Source organism: Candidatus Chazhemtobacterium aquaticus (assembly GCF_009936135.1).
Lineage (GTDB): Bacteria > Patescibacteriota > Microgenomatia > UBA1400 > Chazhemtobacteraceae > Chazhemtobacterium > Chazhemtobacterium aquaticus.
On record NZ_CP047901.1, the window covers coordinates 625,785 to 645,761 of the forward strand.

A 19,977-nucleotide genomic window follows, 5' to 3' on the forward strand; every position below is an offset into this window, starting at 1 on the left:
TAATCGGTTAAAACTAGACTCAAATTTTATCAGGTTATGCCTCAAGGTACAAGAGTCTTGCTTTATCCCTCTTTTTTTATGAGAGTAGTTTGGCCACTTGTTCCCTTACCTCATCACTAAAATCAACTCCATAAGGCAGATCAATGATCTTAGGGCCTCCTCCGTTTGGTACCACCACTCTGACGTGATCATCCCCTGGGTTCTCCTTTAACAGCTTACTGATCATCATTAACACCTCCTTATCAGTTCCCCTGGGAATCTCTATTTCCTTGACCTCCTTTTCTTCCTTGCTTACATCCACATACTCAACCTCATTGATCACTAGATTGATTGTCTCCTCACGGTAATCCACCTTACCAGTCACCAGCACCGACTTATCTTCCTCCCACAGTTCCTTAGTCTCTGCATAAAGCTTAGGAAACACCACCCCATCAACCACCGAGGTGTCATCCTCCAACCTGACAAAGGCCATTAAGTCATTGTTCTTTTTAGTCACCACCTGTCTTACTTTTATAACCATGCCACCCAAGGTGACTGTCTGACCAATGTGATGTTCTGGATCAAGCTGATTAATCCGATGAGTCACTCTCTGAGCCACTCTAGCCATGATGCTCTTTACCGGGTTATCACTCAAGTAAAAACCCAATAGTTCCTTCTCAAACTTAAGCTTATCTCGCAGTGGCCACTCGGCTACCTCAGGTAAGCTGTCTGCCAACCTCATTGGATCACTCTCTGTCTCAATTTGCCCAAACAAACTGTCCTGCCCCTCACTTTTCTTCTTCTGCATACTAGCTGCTTTGTTGCGGATCTCATCTACACCGGCAATCAAAGCTGCTCGGTTACCAAACGCATCAAAAGCACCCGCTTTAATCAAACTCTCAATCACTTTTTTATTTACTTTCCTGGCGTCCACCCGGCTGCAGAAATCAGCCAAACTAGTGAACTTAAGCTTATCTCTCTCCTCAAGAATCGCTCCCACAGCTGCTTCACCCACATTCTTAATCGCTCCCAACCCAAATCTGATCACCTGCTCGCCATCCTGTTCCACAATCGTAAATCCGGTTAAGGATTCGTTAATATCAGGAGCCAGAATAGTGATGCCCATCCGATCACACTCAGCTATTGCCTCCACCAGCTTATCTGTATTACCAGCCTCTGCCGTTAACAAGGCAGTCATGTACTCAACTGGATAGTTAGCTTTCAAGTAAGCCGTCCAGTAACTAACCATTCCATACGAAGCAGCGTGAGAGTTGTGTACCACCACATCATTGGCCAAAAAGTTATGCTCACCTGTTAAGGTTAGGTCGTAAGTCATTTCCTTTCCCTGTTTCTCTACCCCCACCACCTCATCCCAGAAAACATCCGCCTCTATTAGCCTTCTTAAGGTTTCGGATTCCAACACCTCATTAATTTTGGTTAAAACCTCCCTGGTATATCCGCGTTTTCTCCTATCATCAGAAAACAATCTCTTTGACAATCCAGTTTGAGAAACCATCTCCTCTACACCAAAACCCTTTTCTTTCATCTCCTCTCGAATTAACCTAAGCACTCCAATCGGTATGGTATCTAAAGTAGACACCTTAAGTTTGTTTTCCTGCTTCTGGTGAAGAATCGGGGGATGACTCAATACCCCACTTGCCTTACCCAAACCCATCTTCTTTGCCACAGCCACCCTCTCTCCGATAGCCAATTTAGCCGCCTCTTGCCATCCATCAAACGTCCTCACGGGGTGGTTACCTGTCACCCTTAATCTCCTCCCTGATCTTAATTTAATCTCCCATATCTGCTTGACTCCATTTTCATGCACAGACTTAACCTCCTGTCCGCACAACCTATCATCACCATCCAGCCCCCAAACCACACCAGTCTCCTTTATTTTCTTGCTATACAAATCCTTAACCCTTACTCTCTCTCCATTAGACCCATGGTAAATATATGTGTCTCCAGTTACACACTTGTTAAAACCATAGGCAGCAAACGTTTCGATCTTGGCAAACAACTCCTTAGCTAGTTTCAGGCTCATTCCACCCGCCACACAACCATCAATGAACTTATCCTTCTGCTTGGCCATCTCCTCAGGGATTTTCTTACCGATCGCTTTCCTAAACTTATCCGCCTCACCCCAGTCATAACCGGCAAGCTTCAACGCCATAAAGATGACATCATCCTGATAGACGATAATGCCATAAGAGCTCTTCAAAAACTCCTCCATTCGCGGATCGTCGTACTTAACTAGTTTCGGATTGTGTTTGCGCTTAATATACTCAGGAATGAAGGCCATTGGTCCAGGCCTATACAAGGCCACCATCTGCATCAAATCCTCCACCCGCTCTGGTCGTAACTCAACTAAGTGTTTAGTCATTCCACTGCTAGCCATCTGGAATACTCCAAACGTCTTACCTTCAGCCAGCATCTTAAAAGTCTTCTCATCATCCATGGGGATCTTGTGAATATCGATCACCTCACCTCTTAGTTTCTTAATAATCCTGATCGCATTAGCCATGATCGACAGATTCCTGATTCCCAAGATATCAAGCTTAATCAATCCCACATCCTCACAGGCATGCATCTCATACTGGGTGATTATCTTATCTCCACCCCCAGGCTCTCTTTGTAATGGCGAAAACTTAGTTAGATCATCTGGTGCCACCACCACTGCTGCTGCGTGTACCGACACGTGTCTAGCATTCCCTTCAATCTTTTTAGCCAAATCAATCAATCGCCTGGTCTCCTCCTCACTGTCATAAACCTCCTTTAGTTCCTTTGATTCCTTCAAGGCTCTATCCAAAAACATCGGAAAACCCTGTGACCCCTGGGGGATTAGTTTGGCGATCCGGTCTGGTTGAGAGTAGGGCATACCCAGCACCCTTCCCACATCTCTCACCGCCGCTCTTGCCTGCATTGTTCCAAAAGTACAGATCTGGGCTACCTTTTCCTCACCATATTTGTCCTTCAAGTACTGGATCATGTCCTCTCTGCGGTCATCAGAAATATCCAAATCAATATCAGGTGGTGAGGGTCTAAATGGGTTCAAAAACCTCTCAAAAGGCAAGTGATATCGCAATGGATCTACCACTGTAATACCACAACAAAAACTCACTAAGGATCCTGCAGCCGAACCTCTGGTATTAACATAAATACCCGCCTTAGCCGCATACTCTGTCATATCCGCATAGATTAAGAAGTAAGGACTATATCCTCGATCATCAATGATCTTGAGTTCATAATCCAATCTCTCTGATATCTCCTTTGTAACCTCACCAAATTTTTCTTTTGCTCCTGAGTAAGCCATCTCTCTTAGCACCTCACCCGCCGTTTTATCTTTAGGTAGCTCAAACTCAGGGAAATACCACTCACCCAGCTTAATCTCCAAATCAACCTTATCAGCTAGCTTAACCGTGTTCTCGATTGCCTCTGGCAAATCAAGAAAACTCTCCACCATCTCCTCTGGAGTCTTTAAGTAATAATCGGGTGTATCCACATACCGCATCCGCTCGGTGTCAGCGATTACCTTACCGGTCTGAATACATACAATCGCATCCTGAGCCACTGCATCCTCTTTCTCAATGTAATGGACGTCATTAGTGGCAATGATCGGCAGTCCCAAATCCCTGCTTATCTTAATCAACCCTTCTTCCAGCTTCACCGATTCCTTAGCCCTCTCCTTAAGCTCCTCTCTCACCTTAGCCGGCACTCCCTGCGCCTCTGCAAATTTCTGCCAAGGGTGTCTTTGCAGCTCAACATAAAAATTACCCGTACCAAAAACCTGACTAAACTCCTTGGCAGTATTTAAAGCTGATTCATACGACTCGTTAATCAGTCGCCTTCCCACCAACCCCGCCGGACAGCCAGTACTCGCCATCAATCCCTTAGCGTGTTTGGCAAGCAGCTGCATATCTATCCTGGGACGGTAATAAAAGCCATCAATCTGTGCTATTGATACCAGTTTCATCAGGTTCTGATAACCCTCAAGATCCTTCGCCCAAACCGTCAGATGGAACGCATCATGCCTCTTTTTCTCTCTATGATCCTCAGCTGACATATAGATCTCACAGCCAATAATTGGCTTAATCCCTTCCTCAGTCGCTTTTTTGTAAAAATCAATTGCTCCATACATCACTCCATGATCCGTCAATGCCAAAGCCGGAGAACCATGCTCCTTAGTTTTCTTTATCAAACCCTTGATCTTACTCAACCCATCCAACAATGAGTACTCACTGTGGACATGAAGATGGACAAATTTTGCCATGTCTCTAACATCTTAAAAGCTTTAAACTAATAGCTCAAGCACCACTTCTACTTATCAAGCTTCGCCTTGATTTTATTCTCGAGATCAGCTGGATTAGCCTCACCTTTAGATAATCTCATTACCTGACCCATCAAGAACTTAACTGCCGTTTCCCTGCCCTTTCGATAGTCTGCCACAGCCGCCTCATTCTCACTTATAGCCTGTTTTATCCACTCTTCTACCGTTCCTTCATCAGCAAAACTTCTCTCTTCCTCCTCTTTTACATCTCTAATCACCTCACCCCTATCAAAACCAGTCTCTCCTTTATTTACCACTCTGCCCACCACCTTATTTACCTCCAACCCTTCTTTAATCGCTACCTCTACCAACTCTAATACATCAACGGCCGTCTTTTTGTCATATATCACCGTCTCCACATAATCAGACCTCACTCCCAGTTTCACCAGCTTGTCCCTCATCTGCATCGGCGTTGATCCAATCTCGCTACTCCAATCCTTAATCATGTCCTCACTTAAATTCAAAGGTGGGATATCTGGCTCTGGGAAATAGCGATAGTCTTTTGCCTCCTCCTTGCTTCTCTGCGACACTGTTTTTCTTCCTTCCAATGACCAGCCTCGAGTCTCTTGCTTGGGAGTCTCACCCCGCTCAAGTAGCTTAATCTGCCGCTTGATCTCATACTCAATCGCCGCCGCAATATATCTAAACGAGTTAACATTCTTCACCTCCACCTTGTAAGGTGGCAGACTACCATCCTTACTCACACTAATATTTGCCTCAAGTCGCATCGACCCCTTCTCCATATCAGCATCCGACACTCCCAAGTATCTAACTGTGGCATGAATCAGTTTCAAGTACTCTTTAGCCTCCTGGGCACTTTCAAGATCCGGCTTTGTCACAATCTCAACCAATGGCACACCACTCCGGTTATAGTCCACCAATGACACCTTCTTACCATCCACCTCTCGATGAACTAGCTTACCTGTATCCTCCTCCAGATGAACCCTCTCAATTCTTACTCGTTTACCACTGGCTAATACCACCTCGCCTGAATAACACAGAGGCTGGTCATACTGGCTGATCTGATAACCCTTAGGCAAATCGGGATAGAAGTAGTGCTTTCGGTCAAACTTGCTCACTCTGTTAATCTTGCATCCCAAAGCCGTCCCTATCTTTACCACTCCCTTAATCCCATCCTCATTGGGAACTGGTAGAGCACCTGGCAAACCCATACACACAGGACACACGTGAGTATTTGGTTCAACCTGGAAGTGGCTAGCATCACATCTGCAAAACATCTTCGCCTTACTCGCTAACTCAACATGCACCTCCATCCCAATTATTGCCCGATATTTATCACTCATATCAGTTCACTCTCCAATTCATAACTAATCGGTAGCATTCTTTCTTCGTCCATATATCGTCCAATTACCTGGACTCCCATTGGCAGACCTCCTTTAGTCTTACCCGAAGGAATGGCAATCGCTGGTAATCCAGCCAAGTTTACCGGTACTGTCAAAGCATCAGCCATATACATTGCCAGCGGATCACTAGTCTTCTCACCTAACTTAAATGCAGTGGTAGGGGAGACTGGTGTTACTAAAACATCGACTTTCTCAAAAGCTCTCTCAAAATCTTGCTTAACCAAGGTTCGCACTCTTAAAGCCTGGCGATAGTACGCGTCATAGTAGCCTGAAGACAGAGTATAGCTGCCAACCACGATTCTTCTTTTGGCTTCCTTGCCAAAACTATCTCTCCCTTTCCCGTATCTGACCCCATCAAATCTAGCTAAGTTGGAACTCACCTCAGCCGGCTGCAGAATGTAGTAAACCGCAATCGCATCCTTAGTGTGAGGTAGGGCAACATCAACCAAGGTCGCTCCTAATCGTTCCAGCTTTGATTTAACCTTTTCAAAATTCTCCTTTATCTCCTCGTCTGCAATTGCCTCAACATACTCCTTAGCTATACCAACTCTCACTCCCTCAAGACCTTTTTTTGAAAAACCCTCAAACTCATATTTCCTAGCTGCCCGAGTGGTCGCATCCCTTTCATCAGCTCCTGCAGTTACCCCCAGAACCAAAGCCGCATCCTCAACCGAGTTAGTAAAATGTCCCATACTATCAAGCGAACTAGCCATGGCAATCACCCCATAACGACTCACTCTCCCATAGCTTGGCTTAAAACCAACCACACCCACAAAGTTTGCCGGTTGCCTAATCGATCCTCCAGTATCCGTTCCCATAGCCAGGGGCACCATTCCTGCCGCTACTGCCACCGCTGAACCTGAAGAACTACCCCCCGGCACATACTCCTCGTTACTAGGATTAAGACTCGGCCCAAAATCAGAGTTTTCACCACTAGCTCCATGAGCCCAGGCGTCCTGGTTTGTTTTACCCACTATCACTGCTCCAGCTTCCTCTAATTTCTCAACCACACTGGAAGAGTAGGGGGGAACATACTCCTCAAGCAACTTGGCTCCTGCTGTTGTTCTAATCCCTTTTGTCAGATACATATCCTTTAACGCCACAGGCACTCCAAAAAGCGGCAGACTCCGATCTCCATTTTTCTCAAGCCACGCGGCTCTCTTTAATGCCTCATCCTCAACTAGAGTAATAAAGGCATTAAGTTTTTCTTTGTCCTTGATTATCTTCAAGCTCTCGCTCACCACCTCGGTCACTGACTTTGTACCATCCACCAACTCCTTTCGAGTTTCTACAATTGTCTTACTCATCGCCACCTCCCAACACTGCTTTTACCATTACATAACCATCTTTTTTTACGGGTACCTGACTCATCGCCTCACTATGATCAAGACCTTCTCTTGTATTATCTTCATCAAATACATTCACCAAACCAGTTACCTGATTAGTTTCCTCAACCTCATCAAGCTCTAAGCTAGAAAGCTGGCCCACGTAATTAAGAATCTCGCCTAACTGGGTTGCGTATTCATCTGCCTCACCTTCAGCCAATTCAAGCTTGCTCAACTCAAACAAATGCGCTAGTTCCTTTTCCGATAATTTCTTCTGCTTCACAGCAGTTATTTTACCCTACTTTTATCTCCACTCCATCACCCACAACCTCTATTCTCACCTTACTCCCCGGCATTATCTTATCCTCCAGTAAATTCATAGCCAACTCATCCTCAATTTGACTCTGAATCAATCTCTTTAAAGGTCTGGCTCCAAAGTTTCGGTCATAGCCTTTACGAGCCAAAAAAGCTACTAGAGACTCACCGTACTCAATCTCAATCTCTTGCTGCTCAAGCCGCCCCTCCAACCGCTTAAGCTGGATTGTGACCACCTTCTCCATGTCCTTCTCACTTAAAGGCTCAAATATAATCATCTGATCCAATCTGTTGATAAACTCAGGTCGGAAATGACTTTGTACCTTAGCCCAAACCTTCTCCTCCATCTCCTTGTCATAATCTTCATTCATCCTCGCAATCTCCTCACTAGCCAAATTGCTGGTCATTACCAACACTGTATTGCGAAAATCAACTGTTCTTCCCTTACCATCAGTCAGTCTACCCTCATCAAATACCTGCAACAACACGTTATATACCTGATCATGGGCTTTCTCAATCTCATCAAACAACACCACACTATATGGCCTTCTTCGTACTGCCTCAGTCAGCTGTCCACCCTCGTCATAGCCAATATAACCGGGAGGGGCGCCAATCAACCGAGCCACCGAATGCTGCTCCATATACTCACTCATATCAATCCTTACCATAGCTGACTCATCATTAAACAAAGCAGCAGCCAAAGCCTTAGCCGTCTCGGTCTTACCCACACCCGTTGGGCCCAAAAACAAAAAGCTAGCAATTGGTCTGTTTTCATCTGCAATTCCAGCCCTAGATCTGCGCACCGCTCTAGCTACCGCCGATACCGCCTCATCCTGACCCACCACCCGTTTTGACATCTCATTTTCCAAATCAATCAATCTTTCTTGTTCACTCTTAATCAATCGAGTAACCGGAATACCAGTCCAGCGTGACACCACCAAGGCTACATCCTCCTCGCTTACCTCAAGTCGCAAGACTCGATCCTCAACCGGGATCTTTAACCACTCATCTTGGCTTTCCTTCAACTCCTTCTCCAGTCTAGGTAACTCGCCATACTTAATCTCAGCCGCCTTATCCAAATTAACCTCCCGTTCTGCCTTTTCTAGCCTCGCCCTAGCCTCATCAATCTTACCCTGCAACTCACTTACCTTCTCAACCAAGGTCTTCTGTTCCTGCCACTTTGCTTCCATCTCCTTTTCTTCTTTCTTTTTCTCCTCAATATCCTTTTGCAACTGCTCAGCTCGCTGCTTAGCCGACTCCGATTTTTCCTTTTTTAAAGCCTGCAACTCAATCTCCATCTGAGTGATCTTGCGTTTAAGCAAATCAAGCTCAGCTGGCATCGACTCAATCTCGATTTTAAGACCAGAAGCCGCCTCATCAATCAAATCAATAGCTTTATCCGGCAAAAACCGGTCTGCAATATACCTAACCGACAATCTACCAGCCGCAATCAAAGCATCATCTGAAATTCTAAGTCCATGATGAACCTCATACTTCTCCTTTAAACCTCGCAGAATTGCGATCGTATCCTCCAAACTCGGCTCATCCACCATCACTGGCTGGAATCTTCTCTCCAAAGCCGCATCCTTCTCAATATATTTCCGATACTCATTAATGGTCGTTGCTCCAATCATATGAAGAGCTCCTCTTGCCAACGCCGGCTTTAATATATTGGCTGCATCAACCGAACCTTCAGCCGAACCTGCCCCCACCAAGGTGTGCAGCTCATCGATAAATAACACATACTGACCAGCCGCATCCTCAACCTTCTTAACAATAGCCTTCAATCTCTCCTCAAACTCGCCTCTGAACTTAGCTCCTGCCAACACCGATGCGATATCAAGCATCAAAAGATCCTTATTCTTCAGGCTCTCAGGCACATCACCGGCCGCAATTCTTATAGCCAATCCCTCTACCAAAGCCGTCTTACCCACACCAGGATCACCCACCAATACCGGATTATTCTTCGTTCTTCTACTTAAAACCTGCATCATCCGCCTAATCTCCTTATCTCTTCCAATCACCGGGTCAAGCCTTGACTCTCTCGCTTTCTCAGTCAAGTTAATGGTGAACTTCTCCAGTGCCTTTTCAGGATCAACTGGCTTTAAAAAATCAGGCAAGTTATTGTTATCCATAACCAATATTTAACCTCTAGTTAGCAATCATGTCAACCGTCTGCTAACCATTCAGCTAGTCACTAAGTACAAAACCCTTAGCCTGACCAAGACTCACAAACCCGCTCATATCAAGAACCGTCTTATCAATCCTACTTCCTTCAAAATTAACTCCTGCAAGTTGCGCTTCGCTAAAATTGGCCTCACTTAAATCACAACCCTCAAACACACACCTCTCCAACTTAGCTCCTCTAAAATCAGCTTCGTTAAGCCTGCACTTCATAAATATTGCCGAAGACAGATCAGCCTTCACAAAGCTTGTTTTGCGCATATCCATCCACTCAAGTTTCTCATCACTTTTTCTAAGTTGCCTAAATACCGTACCCTCAGCCACCACCTCGTCAAACTTAACACCCTTAAAATATCCCACCGACAAATCAAGGTTACTAATCCGACTACCCTGAAAATCAACATCAATAAAGCCACTGTCCTGAATTATCACACCGCTAAAATCACACTCTTTAAACAAACATTTCTCAAAACTACTTAGCTTCAACTCAACCCCAGCAAACCGCAAATTCAAGAATGAATCATTCACCAACCTGACCCCAACAAGCTGTTTCTCTCCTATATGTTTAGACTTCCAGATCACGCCCGTAATGCTGCAATTCGCTCCTCCACTGGTGGGTGAGTGTTAAACAAACCTGCAAACCAACCTATAGCATCATGACGGTTCTTTAATGGATCACTAATATACAAATGAGCCGTTGCCTTATTAGCTGCTTCCAACGGTTCACTGTCTTTAGATATTTTCTCCAATGCTCTAGCTAAGCCCTCAGGATATCTAGTTAGCTTAGCCGCCTCAGCATCAGCCAAAAACTCTCTTCTTCGTGAGATAGCTAACTTGATCAAGTTAGCAACCAAGGGAGCCAGTAGTGCCAGCAAAATACCCACAATCATTAATATCGCCTGCAGCTGATTATTCCCCTCATTATCTCTCTTTCTGCCCCCACCCCAAGCACTAATTCGTAAAAACCAATCAGCTAATAAGGCTACCAAACCTACTAAAATAGCCACCACTCCCATCAATCTAATGTCATAGTTCTTAACATGTGCCAACTCATGAGCTACCACCCCCTCCAGTTCTGATCTATCAAGCCGGTCAAGCAAACCTGTTGTGGCTACTACCACCGCATGGTCAGGGTCTCTTCCCGTGGCAAAGGCGTTCATAGCCGTATCCTCGATCACATATAGCCTTGGCTTGGGTAATCTAGCCGCCATAGCCAAGTTCTCAGCCACGGTATAGAACTCAAAGTCCCTGTCCCGGTCAGCCTCTCTTGCTCCAGATAAAGACAAGATAATCTTGTCAGACCAGTAATACGAAGCAAAACTCATCACTCCAGACAGAATCAAGGCTATCCCAACCATATCCAGACCATAACCTAATGCCTGGCTAAACACATACGCCACTGCCGCCACAAAAACAATAAACCCGAGCACAACCAGAGCACTCTTCCGCTTATTTACCTCAACTCTTTCGTAGACGTTAATCATTTACCTAAAACCAGACTAGGTTTAAAAACAAAAATTACAAGCTAATCTTTGGCCCCTTAGTCTCAGCCTCACTCACAGACAAGTGAGCTCCCTTATCAGGTGTGGTTAAACCAGCCTGTTTAGCCATGCCAAACAGCTTGGCTACCATATTTGATGGGAAACTTACCACCATCTGATTAAAGTCCTGAACCAGGTCAATAAGAGTTCTTCTTGAGTACATCACTTTGTCAGCCGTATCTCGAAGTTCGTTCATGAGCTTGGTTACCACCTCAGCTCCCTTAATCTCAGGGTTACTCTCAACCAACACCTGTAATTTGGGCAAAACCTGGCTCAACTTACTCTGAGCTGACTCAATCGCTTTAGCGGAGTTAGACTTCACTGCTTCATCCACCGCTTTTCTAGCATCCGTTAGCTGCTCAAAAATCTTAGTCTCATGCTTTAAATATCCCTTAGCTGATGCCTCCAGGTTGGGGATCATCTCAGCTTGTCTCTTTAGCTGGTTACCAATTTCCTGGATACTAGCCTCAATCTGGGTTCTCATACCCACAAACCGGTTATATGTCGAAATCAAATACAAACCAAGTAATAATCCACCACCAAGCAAAATGTATAGCACAGGCATGTTTACATAAATCAATTACTAACCATAAACATCATACCACCAACCTCAAGACTCAATCCATTTTTCTACTCTCTTATATGGCCAGGTATTGATGATGTTACTAGCCTCAGCCCAACCACGTCTTGCCACACCCACACCGTACCTCATACCCTTCATAGAGCTTGCTTCATGAGCATCTGTGTTAATCACTAGCAAAACCCCCGTCTTTACTGCCTGACGTACCAACATATCCGGTAAATCCAGTCTCTCAGGGCTCGAGTTTATCTCAACCGCAATCCTTTTTCTTCTACACTCCTCGAAGACTCTCTCCCAGTCATAATCCAAACCCTCACGCTTATTAAGCATCCTTCCCGTCGGATGACCAAAAATTTTAACCCTAGGATGATCAAAGGCTCTAAGCACTCTTTCCGTCGCCTCCTCTTTGCTTTGTCTAAAACTGGCATGAATCGAGACCACTGCATAATCAAGTAAACCCAAAACCTCATCACTCACTGCCAGTCGTCCATCAGGCCGGATATCTACCTCCATTCCTTTAAATATTTTCACACTACTTTCACTTGAAGCTATTTCTTTATCAATAGCCTCATTTCTTTTCTTAACTACCTTAACTCGAGCAGATTCGCTTAATCCCTTCATTTTTGGGTTATGGTCACTCAAACCAATATACTCATAACCCAAACTTTCAGCCATGTTAAGAAGTTCACTAACACTGCTCATACCCATATCATGGCTAGTTTCGATCTCAATATTAGTATGCATATGAAGGTCACCTTTGATATCTTTTAATTCAACTAAATCAGGTAACCCACCCTTAATCGAAGCCTCAATCTCACCACTGTCTTCTCTTAACTCAGGGGGAATATATTTTAAGCCCAAGGCCTCGTAGAACTCGTTCTCACCAGCATACTTAAATAACTTGCCACCCTTTTTGATTCCATGCTCAGACAAAGACATTTTTTTCTCAAGCGCCAGTTTACGCAAATGGATGTTGTGTAACTTACTACCCGTGTAGTGCTGCAACATCGACCCCCAGCGATCCTTACTCTGAGTCTTTACATCCACCTGCCGACCAGAGGAATGGATAAACATGGTCGTTTTTGAACCAGTCGAGAGTACCTTCTTAATACCTTTAAACTTAAGTAAGTACTCCATTAACTCAGTTGGCTTATCTGTCATCACTGCCAAGTCAATATCTCCAACAGTCGCAGCCCTCCTTCGCAAACTTCCCAACACCTCAATCTTTTCACACAGTCCGCTCGATCTTAAATACTCAACCACCTCCTCAGCAATTGCTTCAGCCTCAGGTAGCAACAACCTATCTGATCCACTCTGTACCGAGCCAATCGCTTTAAGTAGTTCATCCTCAGTCTTTTCTCCAAACCCTTGAAGTTCCTTAATTTTTCCTGCCAATATCTGTCTCCTCAACCTATCTATAGCCGTCTTTTCATCTTTAAGATCAAACTCACTCGCCAGTTTATATGCTGTCTTAGCTCCTACTCCCTCAAGTTTCATCAACTCAAACATACCCAGAGGCAAGCCCTTTACCTCTTGCTCAAAATGTTTAACCCTACCGGTTCTAATCAATTCATCCAGATGTTGTGCCAAACTTGGTCCCACACCTGGAATCTCCTCCAATTTGTCTGCGTCCCAAACATCCTTTAATTGACTGCTCAAATGTTCAATACTTGCCGCTGCATTCTTATATGCTCTTACTCTGAAAAAATCCTCATCCTTGATCTCAAAGGCTGCCGCCACCATCTCCAACAAATCAGCCACCTCCTTGTTACTCATCCCTTTCTTCATCCCCAACATATACTGATCATACCAACATCACCAAACAAACCAACCAAACTAGAAATCTCTGCGGGGCTGACGGGGCTCGAACCCGCGACCTTCTCCGTGACAGGGAGACACTCTGACCAAACTGAGCTACAGCCCCAGACTAGCCATATTTTACCAGATTTATTCCCAAAAGAGATATCTTTTTCAAGCCATATTATTAATCAAAACTTGAAATTTACACTATTCTATCCTATAGCACATACATTGCTCGTTGCATATATTCCGAAAGGAAAAACAGAATGGCAATCACCATCACGGGGGCAATGCTTTTCATTATTGCTCTCGCCATCTACCGTTTGACCGTGACTGACTGGGCGATACAGCGCCTTTCCAAAAATGGCGTTGTCCAAGGAACCTTTAACGCAATCCTTGTGACTCTCATCTCCATCGCTCTCGGAGTCCTCGGCCTGCTCGTTCTGTTTGTCGGCCTCGTGTCGAAGTCCTGCTTTATTCAGACAGCCAAGCCAATTGGCGACCCAATTATACTCTAAAAGAGTCGCCTTTTTTTTACCAAAATCCTTACTTGACTAGCAATAATTTTCTGTATAGGATGACTTGTAAATAATCTAAACAAGATATCAATTAGCTTTATCTATGGACAGCCGACTAAAAAACACTCTCAAGACACTTAAATTAAACGAAGACACCATCAGCACCTTACTCGGCGCCATTGTAGTAGTCGTTATCGGCCTTCTTGTTTTCAACTATTTCCGTTCCCTTAATCCTCAAGGACAAATCACTGACCAAGCAGCTCTGGAAGACGATGGTCAAACTGCTACTCCAGGCCAAGTCAAGTTAGTCGAAGAAGAAGATGGACAGATGGTTCCCGAAGGTCTTCCCACCACCTACACCGTCAAACAAGGTGACCACCTCTGGAGCATTGCCGAAAGCTTTTACAACTCCGGTTACAACTGGACTGATATCGCTTCTGTTAACCATCTAGACAACCCCGGCCAGATTGAGGTTGGTCAGCAGCTTACTATCCCCAAAGTAGCCGTCAAGGTCGCCACCGTTTCTCAAGAGCAAACGACCAACAATACCATTGAAGGGAACACCTACACCGTTGTTAAGGGTGATCACCTCTGGGACATTGCCCTACGCGCTTACGGTGATGGTTTCCGCTGGACTGACATCTATCAAGCCAACCAAGACCTCATCGGCCCTAATCCCGGTCTAATCGAGGTCGACATGAATCTCACTATTCCTCGCTAACCCCTTTTTCTTCCCCACCAGGTAAAATATCCATATATTAAGACGTTTGTCTTGCTGCCTCCTTAGCTTAGTGGCAAAGCAGCGGTATCGTAAACCGCGGACGTCAGTTCGATTCTGACAGGGGGCTCAAACCACACTTTGCATTCTTCTCTCTGCCTCTGACTTACCATACAACTGGCTTAACACCTCCATCTCGTCCGTCTCATCCAAAACCCTGATACCCCGATCCTTTAACTCCACTATCTCTTCAGCGCTTAACTTCATACACTCCCTATACAAACACTCAATCGCTTTTACATCATCATCTCCCGCAACCCGGTTCTTCTTTACCTCACCGCAAACCATACATTTATGTATGATCATCAACTCGCCAGTCTTATCCTGTTCCTGTTTAAAGGTCAATCCAACCGGTTTCATCATTCCACCACACGAAGCGGCTCTATCTCCTGGTGTCTGACCATCCAAGTGCTTTGACCATAGACAAAACGGGCAATGATTTCGGTGGGCTGTTCCCAGACTCTCTCCCTTAATCTCTTTGCCACACTGCTCACACACAAAGTTTTGTTCGTTCATATCCAACTTTTATTATACCCATTTATACAAACAAGCCATCAAATTATCAAAATTAGTGTATAATCCTGGCCATGACTGAAAAGACGGCCATTGCGCTTAAAACCGAATCCCACCAAGACAGCACTATCGTTATTACTGCAACGATTGATGCCAATCTAGTTGCCAAACACCAAAATGACTCCATGCTTCACTTAGGTCACGATCTTACCATCAAGGGTTTTCGTCGTGGCAAAGCTCCTTTAAACGTCCTAAAAGAACACCTCGATCCTCAAAAGGTCACCAACCACACCCTTGAACACATTTTTCCAGAAATTATCAAGGAGGTTTTCAAACAGCATCAACTAAAAATCATTGGCAACCCCACCTTAACCGCCGTGACCACTCCAGACCAAGCCCCCTGGACCGTTACTCTTTCTTTTCCTCTTCTTCCAGAGTTTGAAATCAAAGGATACCAGGACAAACTTAAAAAAGCCTTCAAAGACCTTGAAGCCAAAACTAAAAAGGATGCCAACTCTAAAACTAAATCCGATGACAAAACTCAAACTCCAAAAGATCCTCAATCAGAAAAACTCACCGCCTTACTCGATACCCTACTTAAGGAAATCGAGCTAACCGTTCCCGAGTCTCTTATAACCCAAGAAGTTAACCAGTCCTTGGTTCGTCTTTATGACCACACTCAGGCTCTGGGAATCACCGTCGACCAGTACCTAAAATCACTTGGTAAAACTGCCGAGCAGATCAAACAAGACTATCACCAAGCCGCAACCGAAAATCTAAAAATCGAGTTTATCCTAGACCGCATTGCCACCGATCTTGATATTGCAGTAAATGACGACGAAATCACTGACATGATCAATGCCTCCGGTGATCAACAGGCCAAAGACCAACTCAATCATCCCGAACAAAGAGCCTACGTCAAGGGTATTATCAAGAAACGAAAAACCATTGACGCTCTTCTCAATCTTTAGTAACATACAGCCAGCCCTATAACCCTATATAACAAAGGCCTGTCTGTTATCTTACTTAAGATATGCAACCCACCAACAAACCCATCAATCCCAAGATCCAAAGCTTTCTTGAGTCTCTCCGTCAGCGATCCCAAACTCCCAAGTCCAGTACTGAAACAAACAAGCCTCGCTTCCCGGCTTACGAGAACTATCAAGAAAAACAAAGACTCGAACAACTTCGCAAACAAGAGTTCTTTCGCTCTCGTAGTCGCGAGTTCAAAGAAGTCTACTCGCTCAACAAACGTCAGGAACAAGAGCGCATCAATCAGATCATTGTCGAACTTCACTCACTTGCCAAGTCCATCAAAAATCTAAAAAAAGAAGTTGATGTAGCCGTTCAACAAACACCCATCGAGGCCAGTCAATACCAATTCTCTTTCCTAGAACACCTCAAAAAAACTCTAAAACTCCTAAGAGAAGATGTTGAGTCAGCCTCATCCTGGCTCCACTTATTCAACTCTCGTCGCCAGCAACAAAGTTTCTACTGGTCTATGGCCAAATCAAAAGGCACCAAATTTACCCTCTCTGAGGAACGCTCAATCTCTACTAGTATTGGATAACTTTGTGGACCCGCCTGGAATCGAACCAGGGACCTCTGCAATGTCAATGCAGCGCTCTAACCGACTGAGCTACGAGTCCAGCATATATAATTCTACCAAATAGCCTCCGATATCACCACATGAACGGTATTCTTCTCCTCAACAAACCAACCGGTCTCTCTACCTTTGACTTAATTAGAGTATTTAAAAAAGCAATCAAGCCTGACTTCAAGGTGGGGCATGCCGGTACATTGGATGTATTTGCCAACGGTCTAAGCATCCTTCTACTTGGCTCAGCTACGAAAAACTTTAGTCTTTTCCAGACACTACCCAAAACCTACCTTGCCACTGCGCGACTGGGTTACTCATCTCCTACCCTGGACATTGAAGGCGATCTTACTCCCCAAACCAATCCGCCATCAGTTGGTAGGGAAAAAATAGAAATATTGTTTAACAACTTTCCTCGTCAGTACCATCAATCAGTCCCGGCTTACTCAGCCGCCAAACATCAAGGTCAACCACTCTATCGCCATGCTCGAAAAGGTAATGCTATTACCAGCAAAACCAAACCCGTTACTATTCATCAACTTGATTTAATAACCTATCGTTCACCTTTGGTTACCTTTAACACCAGTGTCTCCTCAGGCACCTATATCCGTCAACTTAGCTGTGATCTCTTTACCCAGTTAAAACTAGACAGCTTCTTATCATCACTAACCCGAACCCATATCGGTCCTTACCAGCTTAAAGATGCAATTAATCTAGATACTCTTTATAATAAAAACTGGCATCAACATTTAATTACCAAATATGACCCACAAAATCAAATACAACAATGACAGCCTAGAGCTTCTTGGTCGAGGCATCCTTTGGTTTTTTGGTTTCATGTTTATCCTACCCATTCCCTGGGTAATCAATGACCAAATCAGCTACTTCTCCAAAGGCTTTACGGTTACAAGCCAAAAGTCCAAATAACGTGCGTGTTAACGACGAACAACAACGGCTTTCTTACAACAGAGCTTTTTTCTTGAATCTAGTCGGTGGTATCGGCTGGGCATTAGGTATGACCGTCGGCTTTGCCCTTTTAGTTTCTCTCATCTCGCTTGTCTTCTCTTACCTTGGCGGTCTACCCTTAATCGGCAACTTCTTCGCCACCATCATCAACCACACCCTTACCGCTATTGAAAGCAGACCTAGCCTATAATCACTTTGACAAAATTATTAAGCAGATCTAAAATCAGCCTATGTCTACCACTACCCGCACCACTACTACCATCCTCCCGCTTTAATCGGGTTGGTTAGACTGCTTAACTAACCTCCCGATAGGGAGGTTTTTTTATACCTACAACCAAGCAGCAATATAAAGTAATATACAAACAGACCATGTCAAACAATAACTCAAAATTCAATCAGCTCTCACCAGAAGATCAACATCTATATCAAATCCGTCACACCGCCGAACATGTCTTAACTCAAGCCATGATTAATCTCTATGGACCAGACAAGATCATTATGGCCATGGGTCCAGCTACAGAAGACGGTTTCTACTTCGATTTTGACTCACCTCAAGACTTTAAACTATCTGAGTCAGATTTCCCCGTCATTGAAAAGGAAATGCAACGCCTTATCGATCTTGACCTTAAGCTTGAATCAATTACCGTCTCGGCTGATCAAGCCAGAGACCTGTTTAAAAAAAACCCCTACAAGCAAGACTGGATTACTCAAGCCGAAAGCAACCAGCTACCCATTACCCTCTACTACACTGGTAAGGACAGCGAAAATGAGTTTGTTGATCTTTGTTCCGGCCCCCATGCCGATAGTACTGGACAGATTGGAGCTTTCAAACTACTTTCGCTAGCTGGCGCCTACTGGCATGGTGATTCCAATAACAAAATGCTAACCCGTGTTTATGGCACCGCCTTTTCATCTCAAGAAGAACTAGAACAGTTCATCGAAAAACGTCAGGAAGCTGAAAAACGAGACCATCGAAAGTTAGGGCTTAAATTTGATCTCTTCACCTTCTCCGATCTTATCGGCCCAGGTTTTCCCCTGTACACCCCCAAGGGCTGCCTACTTCGTCAACTCATTAATGGATATGTTGAACAACTCCAAACTCAACAAGACTACCAACAAGTCTGGACTCCCCAGGTAGCCAAAGCCGAGCTGTTCGAAACCTCTGGACACTACGACAAATACAAAGACGACATGTTTACCATTCACTCTCACTACAGCGACGATGAGCTGTTCTTAAAACCAATGAACTGTCCTCAACACACCCAAATCTTTGCTAGCAAACCCAGAAGCTATCGTGACCTACCCATTCGTTACACCGACTTCGCCATGCTCTATCGTGACGAAAAACCAGGAGAGCTCTCAGGGCTAGCCCGAGTTAGAGCTTTCTCCCAAGACGACTGCCATGTTTTTTGCAGCGAAGAACAGGTCGATGACGAAGTAGATGTCATGCTTTCCATGACTAAAGAGGTCATGCGCACCTTCGGACTTAAATATCGCTACCGTCTTTCCACCAGAGACCCAAACACCCCAGAAAAATACTTAGGTGATCCCAAAATCTGGGACAAAGTAGAAAAATGGGCCGTCAAAATCATGGAAAGAAACCACATCGAATACTACGATGGAGTAGGGGAGGCCGCCTTTTATGCTCCTAAAATGGACTTAATGGCTACCGATGCCTTAGGTCGAGAGTGGCAACTTTCCACCGTTCAGATTGACTATGTTCAACCACAGCGTTTTGGTCTTAAATACACCGCCGCTGACGGTAGTGATCAAACCCCAATCATGGTTCATAGAGCCATCATTGGCTCCTTCGAGCGCTTCCTTATGATTCTAATCGAGCACTTCTCAGGCGCTTTCCCAGTCTGGCTCTCACCAGTTCAGGTAGCTGTCCTACCCGTTTCTGACAAGTCCAATGACTATGCCCAAGAAGTCTTCTATGAGCTTAAGAACAACGGTATAAGGGTCGAGTTTGACCAATCCGACCAATCATTGGGCAAAAAAATCAGAAATGCTGAGGATCAAAAATACCCCTACATGGTTATAGTCGGTGAAAAAGAAGCCAAAGATAGCACTATCTCTGTTCGCCAAAGAGGTGAACAAGACCTGGGTAGTATGGATCTGACTCATTTTTTGTCCCTCTTGAAGGAAAAAATTGAATCTAAAGCTTTAAATTGATAAAATTAAAGCCTC

The 19,977-nt window shown here is 44.7% G+C and carries 17 protein-coding genes and 3 tRNA genes; 8 read left to right on the top strand and 12 right to left on the bottom strand.

All coding sequences use genetic code 11. The features are described 5' to 3' along the window. Positions 1-76: 76 nt before the first annotated feature. The 10 genes from dnaE to MICH65_RS03370 all read right to left on the bottom strand — a co-directional run bounded on the left by dnaE (position 77) and on the right by MICH65_RS03370 (position 13,539). On the bottom strand, positions 77-4,249 hold the full coding sequence (gene dnaE, locus MICH65_RS03325; RefSeq protein ID WP_161931994.1) for a DNA polymerase III subunit alpha: 4,173 nt from the start codon (positions 4,247-4,249) through the stop codon (positions 77-79). Between the two features lie 47 nt (positions 4,250-4,296). Further along, a complete protein-coding gene (gene gatB / locus MICH65_RS03330) occupies positions 4,297-5,610 on the bottom strand; it encodes an Asp-tRNA(Asn)/Glu-tRNA(Gln) amidotransferase subunit GatB (protein WP_161931995.1) in 1,314 nt (437 codons plus the stop codon). Beyond that, complete coding sequence (gatA, locus tag MICH65_RS03335) at positions 5,607-6,977, bottom strand: Asp-tRNA(Asn)/Glu-tRNA(Gln) amidotransferase subunit GatA (RefSeq protein ID WP_161931996.1); 1,371 nt, start codon at positions 6,975-6,977, stop codon at positions 5,607-5,609. The genes gatB and gatA overlap by 4 nt, the downstream gene beginning before the upstream one ends. After that, positions 6,970-7,278: an Asp-tRNA(Asn)/Glu-tRNA(Gln) amidotransferase subunit GatC gene (gatC, locus tag MICH65_RS03340; protein ID WP_161931997.1), complete on the bottom strand. Its 309-nt coding sequence runs from the start codon at positions 7,276-7,278 to the stop codon at positions 6,970-6,972. Before gatC ends, gatA begins: the two co-directional genes overlap by 8 nt. Before the next feature lie 10 nt (positions 7,279-7,288). Further along, positions 7,289-9,445 carry an ATP-dependent Clp protease ATP-binding subunit gene (locus MICH65_RS03345; protein WP_161931998.1) on the bottom strand — a complete coding sequence of 719 codons (2,157 nt, stop codon included), beginning with the start codon at positions 9,443-9,445 and terminating at the stop codon, positions 7,289-7,291. A 55-nt stretch (positions 9,446-9,500) separates the two neighbouring features. Then, on the bottom strand, positions 9,501-10,076 hold the full coding sequence (locus MICH65_RS03350; protein WP_161931999.1) for a pentapeptide repeat-containing protein: 576 nt from the start codon (positions 10,074-10,076) through the stop codon (positions 9,501-9,503). Next, complete coding sequence (locus MICH65_RS03355; RefSeq protein WP_161932000.1) at positions 10,073-10,978, bottom strand: M48 family metallopeptidase; 906 nt, start codon at positions 10,976-10,978, stop codon at positions 10,073-10,075. Before MICH65_RS03355 ends, MICH65_RS03350 begins: the two co-directional genes overlap by 4 nt. A 34-nt stretch (positions 10,979-11,012) precedes the next feature. Next, the gene (locus MICH65_RS03360; RefSeq protein ID WP_161932001.1) at positions 11,013-11,600 is read right to left on the bottom strand and encodes a LemA family protein; all 588 of its coding nucleotides are present in this window, start codon (positions 11,598-11,600) and stop codon (positions 11,013-11,015) included. A 45-nt stretch (positions 11,601-11,645) separates the two neighbouring features. Next, a complete protein-coding gene (gene polX / locus MICH65_RS03365) occupies positions 11,646-13,412 on the bottom strand; it encodes a DNA polymerase/3'-5' exonuclease PolX (protein WP_161932002.1) in 1,767 nt (588 codons plus the stop codon). Between the two features lie 52 nt (positions 13,413-13,464). Next, positions 13,465-13,539, bottom strand: a tRNA-Asp gene (locus MICH65_RS03370). Between the two features lie 142 nt (positions 13,540-13,681). On the opposite strand from MICH65_RS03370, the gene MICH65_RS03375 reads away from it, so the two are divergent. From MICH65_RS03375 to MICH65_RS03385, 3 genes are all read left to right on the top strand, one after another. Next, a complete protein-coding gene (locus MICH65_RS03375; RefSeq protein ID WP_161932003.1) occupies positions 13,682-13,933 on the top strand; it encodes a hypothetical protein in 252 nt (83 codons plus the stop codon). 103 nt (positions 13,934-14,036) lie between these two features. Then, the gene (locus MICH65_RS04395) at positions 14,037-14,654 is read left to right on the top strand and encodes a LysM peptidoglycan-binding domain-containing protein (protein WP_236870847.1); all 618 of its coding nucleotides are present in this window, start codon (positions 14,037-14,039) and stop codon (positions 14,652-14,654) included. A 56-nt stretch (positions 14,655-14,710) separates the two neighbouring features. Beyond that, positions 14,711-14,781: transfer RNA gene (locus MICH65_RS03385), tRNA-Thr, on the top strand. Here MICH65_RS03385 and MICH65_RS03390 read toward each other — a convergent pair. Next, positions 14,781-15,227 carry an RNHCP domain-containing protein gene (locus MICH65_RS03390; RefSeq protein WP_161932004.1) on the bottom strand — a complete coding sequence of 149 codons (447 nt, stop codon included), beginning with the start codon at positions 15,225-15,227 and terminating at the stop codon, positions 14,781-14,783. The two genes, MICH65_RS03385 and MICH65_RS03390, sit on opposite strands and share 1 nt — an antisense overlap. Positions 15,228-15,298: 71 nt before the next feature. On the opposite strand from MICH65_RS03390, the gene MICH65_RS03395 reads away from it, so the two are divergent. Both MICH65_RS03395 and MICH65_RS03400 read left to right on the top strand, forming a co-directional pair. After that, positions 15,299-16,195, top strand: a complete 897-nt coding sequence (locus tag MICH65_RS03395) for a trigger factor (RefSeq protein ID WP_161932005.1) — start codon at positions 15,299-15,301, stop codon at positions 16,193-16,195. 62 nt (positions 16,196-16,257) lie between these two features. Continuing rightward, positions 16,258-16,794, top strand: a complete 537-nt coding sequence (locus MICH65_RS03400) for a DUF5660 family protein (protein ID WP_161932006.1) — start codon at positions 16,258-16,260, stop codon at positions 16,792-16,794. 5 nt (positions 16,795-16,799) lie between these two features. Here MICH65_RS03400 and MICH65_RS03405 read toward each other — a convergent pair. Next, positions 16,800-16,873: transfer RNA gene (locus tag MICH65_RS03405), tRNA-Val, on the bottom strand. A gap of 40 nt (positions 16,874-16,913) precedes the next feature. Here MICH65_RS03405 and truB point away from each other — a divergent pair. The 3 genes from truB (at position 16,914) to thrS (ending at position 19,962) form a co-directional block, all read left to right on the top strand. Beyond that, positions 16,914-17,612: a tRNA pseudouridine(55) synthase TruB gene (gene truB / locus MICH65_RS03410; protein WP_161932007.1), complete on the top strand. Its 699-nt coding sequence runs from the start codon at positions 16,914-16,916 to the stop codon at positions 17,610-17,612. Positions 17,613-17,689: 77 nt separating this feature from the next. Continuing rightward, positions 17,690-17,977 (top strand): DUF5665 domain-containing protein, encoded by a 288-nt coding sequence (locus MICH65_RS03415; protein ID WP_161932008.1) that lies wholly within the window; start codon positions 17,690-17,692, stop codon positions 17,975-17,977. 179 nt (positions 17,978-18,156) lie between these two features. Beyond that, the gene (gene thrS / locus MICH65_RS03420) at positions 18,157-19,962 is read left to right on the top strand and encodes a threonine--tRNA ligase (protein ID WP_161932009.1); all 1,806 of its coding nucleotides are present in this window, start codon (positions 18,157-18,159) and stop codon (positions 19,960-19,962) included. Positions 19,963-19,977 lie beyond the last annotated feature (15 nt).